This is a genomic window from Micromonospora sp. NPDC051227 (genome assembly GCF_044455385.1).
Lineage (GTDB): Bacteria > Actinomycetota > Actinomycetes > Mycobacteriales > Micromonosporaceae > Micromonospora.
On sequence record NZ_JBITET010000002.1, the window covers coordinates 384,459 to 398,871 of the forward strand.

Annotated in this window: 13 protein-coding genes; 3 read left to right on the plus strand and 10 right to left on the minus strand. The window is 72.1% G+C overall.

The window, feature by feature from the left end:
• Positions 1-16: 16 nt before the first annotated feature.
• From ACIA47_RS05855 to mca, 5 genes are all read right to left on the minus strand, one after another.
• Positions 17-1,192 carry a 5-(carboxyamino)imidazole ribonucleotide synthase gene (locus ACIA47_RS05855; RefSeq protein WP_203126348.1) on the minus strand — a complete coding sequence of 392 codons (1,176 nt, stop codon included), beginning with the start codon at positions 1,190-1,192 and terminating at the stop codon, positions 17-19.
• Positions 1,193-1,313: 121 nt separating this feature from the next.
• On the minus strand, positions 1,314-3,407 hold the full coding sequence (locus ACIA47_RS05860; protein WP_203126350.1) for a thioredoxin domain-containing protein: 2,094 nt from the start codon (positions 3,405-3,407) through the stop codon (positions 1,314-1,316).
• Between the two features lie 52 nt (positions 3,408-3,459).
• Positions 3,460-5,991 (minus strand): putative bifunctional diguanylate cyclase/phosphodiesterase, encoded by a 2,532-nt coding sequence (locus ACIA47_RS05865; protein ID WP_396705843.1) that lies wholly within the window; start codon positions 5,989-5,991, stop codon positions 3,460-3,462.
• 179 nt (positions 5,992-6,170) lie between these two features.
• Positions 6,171-6,464: a hypothetical protein gene (locus tag ACIA47_RS05870; protein WP_091394183.1), complete on the minus strand. Its 294-nt coding sequence runs from the start codon at positions 6,462-6,464 to the stop codon at positions 6,171-6,173.
• Between the two features lie 48 nt (positions 6,465-6,512).
• Positions 6,513-7,394: a mycothiol conjugate amidase Mca gene (mca, locus tag ACIA47_RS05875; RefSeq protein ID WP_203126352.1), complete on the minus strand. Its 882-nt coding sequence runs from the start codon at positions 7,392-7,394 to the stop codon at positions 6,513-6,515.
• A 203-nt stretch (positions 7,395-7,597) separates the two neighbouring features.
• On the opposite strand from mca, the gene ACIA47_RS05880 reads away from it, so the two are divergent.
• Together ACIA47_RS05880 and greA are read left to right on the plus strand one after the other, a co-directional pair.
• Positions 7,598-8,038: a DUF4307 domain-containing protein gene (locus ACIA47_RS05880; RefSeq protein ID WP_396705846.1), complete on the plus strand. Its 441-nt coding sequence runs from the start codon at positions 7,598-7,600 to the stop codon at positions 8,036-8,038.
• A 156-nt stretch (positions 8,039-8,194) separates the two neighbouring features.
• On the plus strand, positions 8,195-8,689 hold the full coding sequence (greA, locus tag ACIA47_RS05885) for a transcription elongation factor GreA (RefSeq protein ID WP_396705848.1): 495 nt from the start codon (positions 8,195-8,197) through the stop codon (positions 8,687-8,689).
• Positions 8,690-8,785: 96 nt separating this feature from the next.
• On the opposite strand, the gene ilvA is transcribed toward greA, so the two are convergent.
• From ilvA to ACIA47_RS05910, 5 genes are all read right to left on the minus strand, one after another.
• Positions 8,786-10,006, minus strand: a complete 1,221-nt coding sequence (gene ilvA, locus ACIA47_RS05890) for a threonine ammonia-lyase (protein WP_396705850.1) — start codon at positions 10,004-10,006, stop codon at positions 8,786-8,788.
• A 77-nt stretch (positions 10,007-10,083) separates the two neighbouring features.
• Positions 10,084-11,493: an amidase gene (locus ACIA47_RS05895; RefSeq protein ID WP_396705851.1), complete on the minus strand. Its 1,410-nt coding sequence runs from the start codon at positions 11,491-11,493 to the stop codon at positions 10,084-10,086.
• 13 nt (positions 11,494-11,506) lie between these two features.
• Positions 11,507-12,649 (minus strand): cystathionine gamma-synthase, encoded by a 1,143-nt coding sequence (locus ACIA47_RS05900; RefSeq protein ID WP_091394199.1) that lies wholly within the window; start codon positions 12,647-12,649, stop codon positions 11,507-11,509.
• A gap of 99 nt (positions 12,650-12,748) precedes the next feature.
• A complete protein-coding gene (locus tag ACIA47_RS05905) occupies positions 12,749-13,057 on the minus strand; it encodes a hypothetical protein (RefSeq protein ID WP_396705852.1) in 309 nt (102 codons plus the stop codon).
• Between the two features lie 107 nt (positions 13,058-13,164).
• A complete protein-coding gene (locus ACIA47_RS05910) occupies positions 13,165-13,797 on the minus strand; it encodes a YncE family protein (RefSeq protein WP_396705854.1) in 633 nt (210 codons plus the stop codon).
• A gap of 140 nt (positions 13,798-13,937) precedes the next feature.
• Between ACIA47_RS05910 and ACIA47_RS05915 the strand changes: the two genes are divergently transcribed.
• Entirely contained in the window at positions 13,938-14,360 is a 423-nt protein-coding gene (locus ACIA47_RS05915; RefSeq protein WP_396705856.1) for an HIT family protein, read from the plus strand.
• Positions 14,361-14,413 lie beyond the last annotated feature (53 nt).

Sequence of the window (14,413 nt, forward strand, 5' to 3'; positions counted from 1 at the left end):
TTCCCGAAACCGTCACTCACTCGTGGCCCTCGCGCAGCCAGCGCGCCGCCCGCGCGGCCCGCGCCCGCAGGTCGTCCAGGTCGTCACCGAGCACCGTGACGTGCCCAATCTTGCGGCCAGGTCGCACCTGCTTGCCGTACAGGTGCACCTTGGCACCCGGCTCGGCGGCGAAGAGGTGGTGCAACCGCTCGTCGATCGACATCCCGCCCGGCTCACCGCCGAGCACGTTCGCCGACACCACCACCGGGGCGGTCAGCGCTGTGTCACCCATCGGGTAGTCCAGCACGGCCCGCAGGTGCTGCTCGAACTGCGAGGTCCGGGCACCCTCGATGGTCCAGTGCCCAGAGTTGTGCGGGCGCATCGCCAGCTCGTTGACCACGATCGCGGGCCGGCCTGCGTCGTCGCGCACCTCGAACAGCTCCACGGCCAGCAGGCCGATCACACCGAGCGCGGTGGCCAGGTCGATGGCGAGCTGCTGCGCGGAGAGGGCCAGCTCCTCGTCCAGGCCGGGCGCCGGGGCCAGCACCTCCACGTTGATGCCGTCGCGCTGCACCGTCTCGACCACCGGGTACGCGGCCACCTGACCGAACGGCGAACGGGCCACCTGCACCGCCAACTCCCGCCGCAGCGGCACCCGCTCCTCGACGATCAGCCGGGTGCCGCCTGCGAGCAGCGTGGTCGCCAACTCGGTGGCCTGGGCGGCGTCGTCGACCATCCAGACGCCCCGGCCGTCGTACCCACCCCGGGCCGCCTTGAGCACCACCGGCCAGCCGACCTGCTCGCCGAAGCCGACCAGGTCGGCGGGCTCCCCGACCGGCCGCCAGACCGGGTTGGGCGCACCCAGCTCGGTCAGGCGTTCCCGCATGACCTGTTTGTCCTGGGCGTGCAGCAGCGCGTCCGCTGGCGGGTAGAGGGGCACCCCTTCAGCCGCCAGCGTGCGGATGTGCTCGGAGGGTACGTGCTCGTGGTCGAAGGTGACGACGTCGCAGCCCTTGGCGAAGGTGCGCAGTGCGGCCAGGTCGGTGTGGTCGCCGTACTGGACGTCGGCGGCGACCAGCGCCGCGCCGTCGTCGGGGGCGGTCGCGAGCACACGCAGTGACTGGCCGAGGGCGATCGCGGCCTGGTGGGTCATCCGGGCCAACTGGCCGCCACCCACCATGCCGACAACTGGCAGACCGGTACGGGAATCCATAGCGCGGCCAGCCTATCCGGGCCGCCGACGGGCCCACCGGGAGGGCTGGCGCCCCGCCTCGGGAGCGCTGGCGGGACCACCCGCCGGACGACGCGGGCGACTACCGGGCGTGGCCATACGCTCAGCCCAGCTCGGCGACCAGTTCTTCGACCGAGGTGACCGGCCGCTGGCAGACGAAACCCCGGCAGACGTACGCGGCGGACTGCCCCCCGACCAGCGGACGGTCGGCGAGCAGCGGCACACCCGGCTGGTCCGGACGCCCCGCGACGACCACAGCTCCGGGCGGCGCGTGCCGGCGGGCGGCGGCCACCAGGGGGTCGCCGGCCGGGTCGTCGGTGACCACGGCGATCTCGTACGGCCCGGAGAGCAACGCCTCGCCGACCATGGCCGCATACCCGGTGAACCGGGGGTGCTTTCCGACGATCGGCGCGACAGTGCCGAGGGCCGCCTCGGCGGCCTCCCGGTAGCGCGTCTCCCCGGTCAGCGCCGAGTAAGCCACCAGCCCGGCGATCAACGCCGACCGGCCGGACGGGGTGGCGTTGTCGGTCGGGTCGGCCGGGCGGGCGACGAGCCGCTCCGCGTCGTCGGCGGTGTCGTAGAAGGCGCCGCCGGGCGCGGCGAAGTGTGCGAGGGCGGTGTCCAGCAGCTCGCCGGCCAGGGTCAGCCAGCGGCCCTCGCCGGTGAGCTGGTGCAGCGCGCAGAAGGCCTCGGCAACGCAGCCGTAGTCCTCCAGGACGCCAGCCGGCTCACCGACCTTGCCGTCCCGGGAGACCCGGCGCAGTCGGCCATTCACCAGGTGCACGGTGGCCAGGTGCTCGGCGGCCTGGTGCATCGCCCCGTCGGCGACGATGGTGACGCCGTCCATCAGGTTGGCGTCCTCGTCCTGCGGGGACGCGTACACGGCGGCGACCTGCTGGAACTCGGCGATGGCGGTGATCGCCAGACCGTTCCAGGCGGCCACCACCTTGTCGTCGAGGGCCGGCTGAGGGCGGGTGTCCCGGGCGGCGAGCAGCCGCCCGACCACCTGCTGCCAGCGGGCACGCACCTCGGGCGCGGCATCGTCCACGTCCCGGGCGAGCTTGAGCACGCTCATGCCGTGTTCGACGCCCTTCTTTCCGTCCGGAGTGCCGCCTTGCGGCGCGGAGGCGGAATGAGGGGCGAAGGTGCCCTCTTCCGTGACGGTGAACAGATCGGCGGCGAACCGGCCGTCCTCCTCGCCCAACGCCTCCACGAGTTGGGCAGGTGTCCAGGCGTAGGTGAGCCCCTCGACGCCCTCGGTGTCGGCGTCCAGTGCGGACGCGAACCCCTGCCCCGGCCGGTGCAGCTCGTCGGCGAGGAACCGGGCGGTGTCCCGGGCCACCCGGCGGGCCAGCGGGTCACCGGTGAGTCGCCACAGCTGGGTGTAGAGCCGCAGCAGCAGCGCGTTGTCGTAGAGCATCTTCTCGAAGTGCGGCACCGTCCAGTGCGCGTCCACGGAATAGCGGGCGAAGCCGCCCGCGAGCTGGTCGTAGATGCCGCCCCGGGCCATCGCCTCGGCGGTGTGTCGGGTGATCTCCAGGCTGCGCGGGTCGCCGGTGCGCTGGTGATGGCGCAGCAGGAAGAGCAGGTTCATGTGCGGCGGAAACTTCGGGGCGCCGCCGAACCCGCCGTTCGTGGCGTCGTACTCGCTGGCCAGCTTTGCGGCCGCCGCGTCGAGCAGCGGGGCGTCCAGCGGTGCGGTGGGGCCGCCCACGGCCTGCGCGCCACCGATCGCCTCGACCACGGCGGCGCCCTGGCCCAGCACCGCTTCGCGCTGCTCCCGCCAGGCGGTGGCGACCGACTGGAGCAACTGGACGAAGTTGGGTCGCGGGAAGTAGGTGCCGCAGAAGAACGGGGTGCCGTCCGGGGTGGCGAAGACGGTCATCGGCCAACCGCCCTGGCCGGTCATCGCCTGGGTGGCGGTCATGTAGATCGCGTCCACGTCCGGACGTTCCTCACGATCCACCTTGATCGACACGAAGTTGTCGTTCATCAGGGCGCCGACCTGCTCGTTCTCGAACGACTCGTGCGCCATGACGTGGCACCAGTGGCAGGCCGCGTAGCCCACCGAGATGAGCACCGGAACGTCCCGCCGCTTCGCCTCGGCGAACGCCTCGTCCGACCACGGCCACCAGTCAACCGGGTTGTCGGCGTGCTGGAGCAGGTACGGACTGGTGGCGTCGGCGAGTCGGTTCACCTGACGACCATAGCCAGCCTCGGCGCGGACCGCGCGGGCTCCACCCGGACGGTCAGGACGCGCCGTCGGCGCGGAGCCGGAACACGTTCGACTCCGCCGAGTCGCGCAGCGACCCCAGCACCGCGCCGATCTTGTCTGCCGGCATGGGCTTGAAGAAGTGGTAACCCTGCGCGGAGGTGCAACCCAACTCGGCCAGGGCCATCCGCTGCTCGGCGGTCTCCACCCCTTCGGCGACCACCCGCAGCCCCAGCTCGTGAGCGAGGCCGACGGTCGTCCGGACGATCGCGGCGGCCTCCGGCGAGTCGGCCATCCGGATGACGAAGGAACGGTCCACCTTCAACTCGTCCACCGCGATCCGGGTGAGGAAGGTCAGCGACGAGAAGCCGGTGCCGAAGTCGTCGACCGCGAGTTGCACGCCCATCGAGCGGAGCGTCGCCAGCACCTCGTCGATGACCTCCAGCTCGCTCATCACCACCGTCTCGGTGATCTCCAGAACGAGCCGGTGCGGCGGCACCTGGTGGCGGCGCAACGCCTCGGCGATCTCCGCCGGCAACCGGGGGTCGAGCAGGCTGCGCGCCGAGAGGTTGACCGAGATCGGGACGTCCAACCCCTCCCGGGCCCAACCGGCGGCCACGCTGAGCGCCTTGTTCAGCACGTAGCGGGTGAAGGTGCCGAGCTGCTCGCTGTTTTCCACCGGCCGGATGAAGTCGGCCGGGTTCAGCCACCCACGCCGGGGGTGCTGCCAACGGATCAGCGCCTCCACCCCGGTGGGCGCACCGGTGGCCAGGTCGACCGCCGGCTGCAACGCCAGCACCAGCTGATCGTCGACCTTCAACGCCTCACGCAGCTCGGCCAGCAGGGCGAGCTGGTCGGTGCTGGCCGCGTCGCGTGCGCCGTCGTACGCGGCGACGTTGCCGCCGCCCTCCTTGGCCTGGTACATCGCGATGTCGGCCCGACGCAGCAGCTCGGTCAGGTCCGCGGTGCCCGCGGCGGCCACCACCACCCCGACCGATACCTCGATGGACATCCGTACGCCGGCCACCTCGGTCGGTGCGGCCAGCCGTTCGGCGATCTCGCGGGCCTGACGCAACGCGTGGGCCATCGGGGCGGTCCGGTCGCCGAGCACCGGCACCGCCGTGAGCAGCAGGGCGAACTCGTCGCCACCGAGTCGACCGAGCAGGTCACCGGCACGGACCAGCGCGTTGAGTCGGTTCGCGGTCAGTCGCAGCAACTGGTCACCCGCCGCATGGCCGAGGGTGTCGTTGACTTCCTTGAACTGGTTGATGTCCAGCAGCAGCAGCGCCACCGGGTGGTCGTGGCTGAGCTGTCGCAGTGACTGGTCGCCCTTGCTCAGCATCGCCGCCCGGTTGGCGAGCCCGGTGAGCGGGTCGTGCACCGCCTCGTACGACGAACGGGCGGTCACCAGCCGCAGCTCGTGGTGGGTCGCGGCGTCGTGCAGCGCGGCGGCGAGGGCGTCGCCGAACGCGGCCACCGCGTCACGTTCCCGGGCCGTGGGCGGGGCCGAGCGGGGGAACCGTACCCGCAACCGGCCGACCGGCGTGGCGCCGACCGACAGTGCCCGGCTCAGCTCGTGCTCGTCCGGCTCCGACTGGTCCGGTGAGCCGGTCTCCCGGTCGACCAGCTGGCCGCCGGCGTCGCCCCGGTAGCGGTGCCACCGCCCGTCGGCCCGGGCCACGTCGACGTCCACCAGCTCGGCGTTGAACAGTGTCAGCGCCCCGGTGACCGCCGCGCTGGCCACGCCCCGCTCGTCGAGTTGGTTGAGGGCCGCGGTGGCCTCGGCGAAGGCACGCCAGGTGCGCCGCTCCTGATCGGAGCGCAGCCGGTAGCGGTAGGTCTGCTGCAACAGCCACAGCAGCGGCGGCAGCAACAGCAACCAGCGTGGGTCGAGTTCCAGCAGGGCGACCACCACGAGGCCGACCGCCACGTTGCCGACGAACATCAGCAGCTTGCCGCGCAGCGCGGCGAGCAGCGGCGGCCCGATCGGCAGCCCGTGCCGCAGGCCCAGCGTCACGCCGCCCAGCCAGGCGGTCACCAGGAGGTACGTCACCGAACCGGCGATCACGGCCAGCGCCAGGATCGGGGTGGGTGGCGAGAGCAGGGGCTGCCCGAGCGCGGTGGTCACGGAGACGGCCAGTGCCGACGCGGCGGCCAGCGACGCGGCGATCCGGACGATCTCCAGGGCCGGACGGCGGTCGTTGTGCAGTGACAGCAACGTCCAGGCCAGCCCGGTGCCGAGCAGCGTGGCGGACGGGAGCCAGCCGGCTGGAGTCAGATAGAGGCAGACGATCAGGGCCGCCTCGCCCCAGGTGATGCTGACCATGCCGGCGGCCGAACGGAATCGCAGCCGGGCGAGCTGGGCGAGGGCCAGGACGGCGACGGCGATGCCGAAGCGGGCCGGCCCGCCGAGGGGGTCGTCGGCAGGCAGCCGGACCGGGAGGGTCAACCCGACCGCCGCGGCGGCCAGGGCGGTCAGCGTGACGGCGGCGGTGAGCACGAGCAGCCGGCCCGGTGTGCCACGCACCCCGAGCCGATCGAACGGGTCGTCGGCCGGACCGGAGGTCATCGACCTCCCCCGTCAGCCGACCGACCGACGTCGCGGTGGGCGGCCGGTGCTGTGCTGGTCATCGGCGCCCCCTCCCGCACACGGCTCGGAGACTTTTGGTCCCCCCGGCGGAAGGCTAAGCCAAACCGGGTGGCCGCAACAGGGGGCGACCACCCGGTTCAGCGTGATTCACGCTCGGACTACCCGTTCAGGTGCTGCTGGTGCCCGTTGGGAGCGGGCGTGGATGAATCACGCCCCCCGGTCCCGTCTGTCGGATCGACGACTGCCGCATCGGCCCTGGTCGGGTCGGTCGGCCCGGACTGCTGGGGGAAACGGTCCGGCAGGCGGCGCAGCCGAGCGTTCATGTTGCGGATCAGCAGGATGGTCGCGGTGGCCAGCAGCAGGATGAGGAACAGGCCCATCGGCCCGGCCAGACCACCCGTGCGGGTGTCCCCGAAGTTGTTCTCCGCGAGCACCTGGGCAGCGGTCAGCATGGCGTTCCTCCGATGTGCGGTTGGTAACCAGGGTAGCCCCGCCGGGAATCAGCGCGCGTGCGCCGTCTCCCGCACTCCCGCGAAGAGATCGGACTCGGGCAGTGGGCTGTCGACCATCGAGCGGGCCAGCTCGTAATCCTCGGTCGGCCAGGCACGCCGCTGGAGCTCCATCGGCACGTGGAACCAGAAGCCGTCCGGGTCGACCTGGGTGGCGTGGGCGCGCAGCGCGTCATCGCGGACCGGGAAGTATTCGGCGCACTCGACCCGGGTGGTGATCCGCGGACCCTTGTCGGGGCGATCCTCCCACCGCTTGAGCCACTCCTCGTAGGGCGACTCCAGACCGGCGGCCAGCATGCCCTCGTGCAAGGCCATGATCTTGCCCTTGGAGAAGCCGATGTCGTAGTAGAGCTTCAGCGGCTGCCAGGGCGCGCCCAGCTCGGGGTAGCGCTCCGGGTCACCGGCGGCCTCGAACGCGGCCACGCTCACCTTGTGGCACATGATGTGGTCCGGGTGCGGGTAGCCACCCTCCTCGTCGTACGTGGTCACCACGTGCGGACGGAACTCGCGCATCAGCCGCACCAGCGGGCCCGCGGCGACCTCGACGTCCTGGAGGGCGAAACAGCCCTCGGGCAGCGGCGGCAGCGGATCGCCCTCGGGCAGACCCGAGTCGACGAAGCCCAGCCAGGCCTGGTCGACGCCGAGGATCGCCCGCGCGGCGTCCATCTCGGCACGCCGGATCTCGCCGATGTTGGCCCACACGTCGGGTCGGTCGAGCTTGGGGTTGAGCACGCTCCCGCGCTCGCCACCGGTGCACGTCACGACCAGGACGTCCACCCCCTGAGCGACATATTTCGCCGTCGTCGCCGCGCCCTTGCTCGACTCGTCGTCCGGGTGCGCGTGCACGGCCATGAGACGCAGTTGCTCTGCCAACTTCGGCGCTCCTCGTCTGTGCCGGACGGTGGACCCGACCGGGCTCGACCGGCTGACCTGCCGGGATCTTTCCTCACCGCACCCTGTCACCGGCCACCAGCGCCGGGCATAACCTGCCATTCCTGCCGCTGGACCGGGTGGGAGGATGGTGCTCTGTCATTCTTGCCGATGCCGCCGACAACAACGCCAGGAGATACCCGCCGGTGACCGAGACGCACGCCACAATTTCACCAGGCGCGCCGGTATTCCCGGCCGGGCGCTACGGCCGCCGTCGGGCACCGGGGGGAAAGCGCCGCCGTACGCTGTTTGCCGCGCTGGCGCTGTTGGCGCTCGTGGCGACGCTGACCGTGATCTCGGTCCGGCTCTACCGCCAGTACGGCGACCCGGTCTACGACGCCCAGGTGATCACGTACACCGACATCACGGACAAGCAGGTGCTTGTCGACTTTCGGGTGACCGTCCCGCCGGGTGGATCAGCGGTCTGCGTGCTGCGCGCCCGGGACCGTGCCGGCGCCGAGGTCGGCCGCGAACAGGTCACCGTGACCGCCGATCCCGGGGATCGGCACGTCACCACCCGGCACCGCCTGGCCACCACCGCGCGACCGTTCATCGGCGAGGTCCTGCGCTGCCGACCACCGACCTGAGCTGCTCGAACAGCACCAGGAGCGGGGCTGACGGGGCGCCTACAACCGGTGTCGGATCCGGACACCGACGGTGATGGCCGACACGCTGTGTCGTACCGCACTGGTAACTTGGTAGTTCACCTGTCAGCCAGCCACGCACAACTGAGGAGAACGCCTGTGTCCACTGGCAACGAGGCGCCCGCCACCTGGCTGTCGCAGGACGCGTACGACCGCCTCCAGGCCGAGCTCGACGAGCACATCGCCAACCGTCCGGCGATCGCAGCTGAGATCAACGCTCGGCGCGAGGAGGGCGACCTGCGGGAGAACGGCGGCTACCACGCCGCCCGCGAGGAGCAGGGCAAGGCCGAGGGTCGCATCCGCTACCTGCAGGAGCTGCTGCGCACCGCGAAGGTCGGCGAGGCCCCGACCGCCGACGCGGTGTCGCCGGGCATGGTGGTGACGATCTACTTCGACGACGACACCAACACCGAGACCTTCCTGCTCGGTTCCCGGGAGATCGCGGCCACGACCGACCTGACCGTCTACAGCCCCGAGTCCGCGCTGGGCAAGGCGATCCTGGGCGGTCGAGCCGGGCAGACCTGCACCTACACGGCGCCCAGCGGCGCCGACATCAAGGTGACAGTGGTCAGCTTCGAGCCGTTCTCCGGCTGACCGTCGCCGGTCGCGTCACCCGCTACCGGCCGGCTCGACCGACTCCGGCACCAGCCATCGAAACACCGCGCATCCGAGGCGTGGCACCCACCGGTGTCACGCCTCGGCCGCGAAGACCACCTGGTAGCCGCTGGCCCGTAGGGCGCTGATCAGGGTGTCCGAGTGCTCGACGCCCCGGGTTTCCACCGACAGCGCCACCTCCACCTCGCCGAGACTGAGGTGCGGGTTGGCCCGCTGGTGCTCCACGTCCACCACGTTGGCCCGGTGCTCGGCGATCTGGCTGAGCAGCGACGCGAGCTGCCCCGGCCGGTCCGAACAACGCACGGTCACCCGCAGGTAGCGACCCGCCGCGGCCAACCCGTGCTCGATCACCCGCAGCATCAGCAGCGGGTCGATGTTGCCGCCGGAGAGCACCGCGACCACCGGCGTCTCCACCTCGATCACTCCGGCCAGCAGCGCGGCCACACCGACCGCCCCGGCCGGCTCGACCACCTGCTTGCCCCGCTCCAGCAGCATCAGCAGGGCCCGGGAGATGTCCTCCTCGGAGACGGTGACGATCTCGTCGACCAGCTTGCGCACGTGGTTGAAGGTGATCTCGCCCGGCCGGCCGACCGCGATGCCGTCGGCGATGGTGGAGAAGACGGGCAGCCGGACCGGTTCCCCGGCCACCAGTGAGGGCGGGAACGCCGCCGCCCCGACCGCCTGCACGCCGATGATCCGGACGTCCGGGCGCAACGCCTTCGCGGCCACCGCCATGCCCGAGATCAGACCGCCGCCACCCACGCCGGTGATGATCGTCTTGACGTCCGGGCACTGTTCGAGGATCTCCAGCGCCACAGTGCCCTGCCCGGCGATCACATCGGGATGGTCGAACGGGTGGATCAGCACCGCGCCGGTGCGCTCGGCGTACGTGTGCGCCGCGACCAGCGACTCGTCGACGGTGTTCCCGGCCAACTCGACCTGCGCGCCGTACCCCTTGGTGGCGGCCACCTTCGGCAGCGGCGCGTTGACCGGCATGAAGACGGTGGCGTGCGTGCCGACCAGGCCGGCGGCGAGAGCCACGCCCTGCGCGTGGTTGCCCGCGCTCGCCGCGACCACGCCGCGCTCCCGCTCCGCCGCCGACAACCGGGAGATCCGCACGTACGCGCCCCGCACCTTGTACGAGCCGGCGCGCTGCACGTTCTCGCACTTGAGCCACGTCGGCCCGCCCAGCGCCGCGCTGAGCGGCCGGGACGGCTCCAACGGGGTGGTGCGGGTGACGCCAGCGAGCAACTCCCGTGCGGCCCGCACGTCGTCGAGACCGACCAGTTCCGTCATGCCCCGATCGTGCCACCCGACTCCGGAGCCTTCGGCGGCGACACCGGAGTGCCCGACAGCGCGCACACCGTCGACGGTCAGGCGGTGGCCGGCGACTCCGTGCCGACCCGGGGGTAGCCGGGAGCGTGGCGCGTCCACGGGGCAGCCATCTCGAACTGACCGGCCACACCGAGCAGCAGCAGCTCCGAGCCGGGCGGACCGACCAACTGCACGGCGACCGGCAGGCCGTCCGGGCGGCGGCCGACCGGCACGACGACCGCCGGGAGGCCGGCGATGTTCCACGGCGCGGCGTACGGGGCGTACCGGATGTTGGCTGTCATGTTCGCCCGCCAGGACCGCTCCGACCAGCGGGCCGCCTCCGGTGGCGCGGTGGCCAGCGCCGGGGTGAGCAGCAGGTCGACCGAGTGGTCGGTGAAGAAGTCGACAGACCGTTGCCGCCAGGCGGCCCGGTCCGCCTCCCGCACGTAGCCGCGACGCTGCGCCCACTCGCCCAGCGCCACGTGCCGTCTGGTACGCCGTTGCAGCCCACGCCGGTCCAGACCGGAGGCCCGCACGTCGGTGGCGGCTGCCGCGAACCAGGTGGCGATGCCCTGCAGGCCGAGCGCGGTCGGGTAGACCGGATCGGCCGGCACCGTGTCGTGCCCGGCGGCGGCGAGCAACCGACCGGCGGCGGCGACCGCGTCCCGGTTGGGCGCGTCCGGTGCGACACCGCGCACCGGGGAGCGCAGCGAGACACCCACCCGCAGCCGCTGCGGGGGGACCAGCTTCTCGGGACGCCGGCCGGCGAGCACCGAGAAGCCGACCGCCGCGTCGGCGACCGTGCTGGTCAGCATGCCGTGCTCGGTGAGGCCGAACCAGTCGTCCGCCCCGAGCTGGCAGGGGACCACGCCCCGGCCGGGCTTGAGCCCGACGAGTCCGCAGCAGGCCGCCGGAATCCGGATCGAGCCGAGACCGTCGTTGGCGTGCGCGATCGGCACCAGCCCGGCGGCGACCGCGGCGGCGGCGCCACCCGAGGACCCACCGGGGGTGCGCGTGCTGTCCCACGGGTTACGGGTCACCGCACTGTCGTCGTCGGTCAGCGCCCACAGCCCCAGCTCCGGCATCCGGGTCACGCCGAGGATCACCGCGCCGGCGCCGCGCAGCCGACGCACCACCTCGTGGTCGGCCTCCGCCACGTCGGTGCGGGCGGCGGCCGACCCGTTCCAGGTGGGCAGGCCGGCGACCGCGGTGTTCTCCTTGACCGCCACCGGAACCCCGGCCAGCGGCAGGTTGGCCAGGTCCTCCTGCTCGTCGACCTTCTCCGCCTCGGTGATCGCCTCACCGCCGCGAACGGCGCGGAACGCGGCCAGCTCACTGTCGGCTCGGGAGATGTACTCAAGGTGGTCGGCGACGACCTGGGTCGCTGAGACGTCACCTCGGCGTACGCCCCGGGCGATCTGCTTTGCGGTCGCTCCGACCCAGGTCGCCATGATGTCCTGCACGGCCATCCTCCCCCAGCGGTCAGCCCAGCGCCTGCTCCAGATCGGCGAGTAGGTCGTCGACCGTCTCGATGCCGACAGACAGTCGCACGAGATCGCCGGGAACTTCAAGCGGCGAGCCGGCAGCACTTGCGTGTGTCATCCGACCCGGGTGCTCGATCAGGGATTCCACACCACCCAGCGACTCGGCGAGCACGAAGAGCTTGGCCCGGTTGCAGATGTCCACGGCGTGGTCCTCACCACCGGCGGCGCGGAACGAGATCATGCCGCCGAACCGGCGCATCTGCTTGGCGGCCACCTCGTGACCGGGGTGCGAGGGCAGCCCCGGATAGAGCACCTGGGCGACCTTGGCGTGACCGTCGAGGTACGCGGCGAGCCGCTCGGCGTTGTCGCAGTGCCGGTCCATGCGTACCCCGAGGGTCTTGATGCCCCGCAGGGTGAGCCAGGCGTCGAACGGGCCGTTGATCGCACCCATCGCGTTCTGGTGGTAGCGCAACTCCTCGCCGAGCCCGGCGTCGGCGACGACGAGAGCGCCACCAACCACGTCGGAGTGCCCGCCGACGTACTTGGTGGTGGAGTGCACCACCACGTCCGCGCCGAAGGCGATCGGCTGCTGGAGGTACGGCGAGGCGAAGGTGTTGTCCACCACCAGCAGGGCGCCCGCGTCGTGTGCCACGGCGGCCAGGGCGGCGATGTCGGCGATGCCGAGCAGCGGGTTGGTCGGCGTCTCGACCCAGACGATCTTCGTGCGGCCGGGCTGCACCGCCGCCCGGACCGCATCCGGGTCGGAGACCTTGGCCGGGCTGAACTCCAGGCCCCAGCGCTGGGCGACCCGGGCGAAGAGCCGGTACGTGCCGCCGTACGCGTCGTCCGGGATCACCACGTGGTCGCCGGGCTGGCACACTGCCCGCAGCAGGGTGTCCTCCGCCGCCAGGCCGCTGGCGAAGGCGAGCCCCACCGGCCCACCCTCCAGCGCCGCCAGGCACTCCTGGAGCGCGTCACGGGTCGGGTTGCCGGAGCGGCTGTACTCGTAGCCGAGGCGAGGTGCGCCGACGGCGTCCTGGGCGTACGTGCTGGTCTGGTAGATCGGTGGGATCACCGCGCCGGTGCGGGCCTCAGGGTCCTGACCGGCGTGGATGGCGAGCGTCTCGAAGCCGTGACTCATTCTGGTGAGGCTAGTGCCCCGTCCCGAGGGCTGGAACGGAACCCGCGCTCCCGGGCGGAGCCGGGCCGGGTGGCCCGGCCCCGCGCCAGGGCGATCCCGTCAGCCGGCCGGGACCGGCAGCACGTGCAGCATCGCCGGACGGGCTCCGGTCCAGTCCCAGCTGACCGCGTAGACCCGGGCGCCGTTCGGCGACCAGGCCAGTCCTCCGGCGGGGAGCTCGTCACCCAGCTCGTAGCGGGCCAGTTCGGTGCCGTCCAGGGCGAAGACGAAGACGTCCGGGGCGTAGTAGGCGTGGGCGCCGGCGGCGATCATGGTGCCGGTACGCGACAGCTCGACGGCGCGCGGGTACGGGCCCGTGGCGTACGTCGCGCTGGGCGTGGCGATCTCGGCGAACGGGAACGCCTGCACCAGGGGCGGTGAACCGGCGGCCGTGTAGAGGGTGGTGCCGGTCGGGTCGAGGGCGACGTCACGGAGGTTGCTGCCGACCGCACTGAAGGCGTTGGTCCTGGGTGCGCTCAGTGCGCCCCGGCACCGATGTCGTACGCGTACACCGACGCAGGGCTCAACCCCGGCTGCCCGACCAGCAGCACCGAGCGGTTCTGGCTGGCGGCAGCGAGCAGCGGAGAGCCGTAGAAGTACTGGCCGACGGCCACCCCGGTGGCCACCCGGGCCGGCTGGCGTCCCAGGTCGATCCGACCGATGTTGCCGTCCCCCTGGCCACAGCCGTAGCCGAACCACAGGTACCGGCCGGTCAGCGCCAGCGACGACGGGCACTCGCCCGCTCCGGTGTCGTACCGGGCCGACTCGATCAGCGAGCCGGTGTCGAAGGCGGCGATGGCGTTGGCGGTGGGCAACGCCACGTAGAGGGTCCGCCGGTCGGCGCTGAGCAGAAGGTCGGTGGGGCCGGGCAAACCCGACAGCGTGCCGACCACAGTGCCTGTCGCGCTGGTCACCACGACATCGGTGGCGGAGCTGCCACCGCTGACGAAGACCCGGTCACCGGCCGACACCACGTCGGCCACCGTGCTCAGCGGCAGTGGTGTGGCGGTCGGCTCGGCGGCCGCCTGGGCGTGGCCCGGGGTCGCGCCGGTGAGCAGCCCGGCGGTGAGCGCCGCCAGCGCCAGGGTGAGGCCTCTTCTGATCTGCAAACTTGGTCCTTTCGGAGCATCGACGCGCACGCCGATGGCCGGGATCACCCCGTGTCCATCCATCCACGTAGATGACTACCACAGTCGGTTCACACGTGGGGGGCGCGGTGACCGCGAGGCCGCCGGCATAGCCTGGCCCGATGAGCGGTTGCGTGTTCTGCGGGATCGTGACGGGCGAGGTGCCGGCGTTCCGGGTGGCCGACACCCCGGACGGGGTGGCGTTCCTGGACACCCGGCCGGTGTTCAAGGGGCATGTCCTCGTGGTGCCCCGGGTGCACTTGGTGACCCTGGCCGAGTTGCCGGCCGACCTGCTGCCCGACTACTTCGCCATGGTCCAGCGGCTGGCGGTGGCGGTGGAGACCGCTCTCGGCGCCGGTGGGACGTTCGTGGCGATGAACAACAAGGTGTCCCAATCGGTGCCTCACCTGCACACCCACGTGGTCCCGCGCACGAAGGGCGACGGGTTGCGGGGCTTCTTCTGGCCACGCACGCGGTACGACGACGACACCGAGGCCCAGACGTACGCGGACCGGATCGCAGCGGCGCTCCCCCGGGGGGCCTGACTCATCCTCACGCGGGTAAGAAAGCCAGACCCTCCGGTGTTACACGCTGGGAG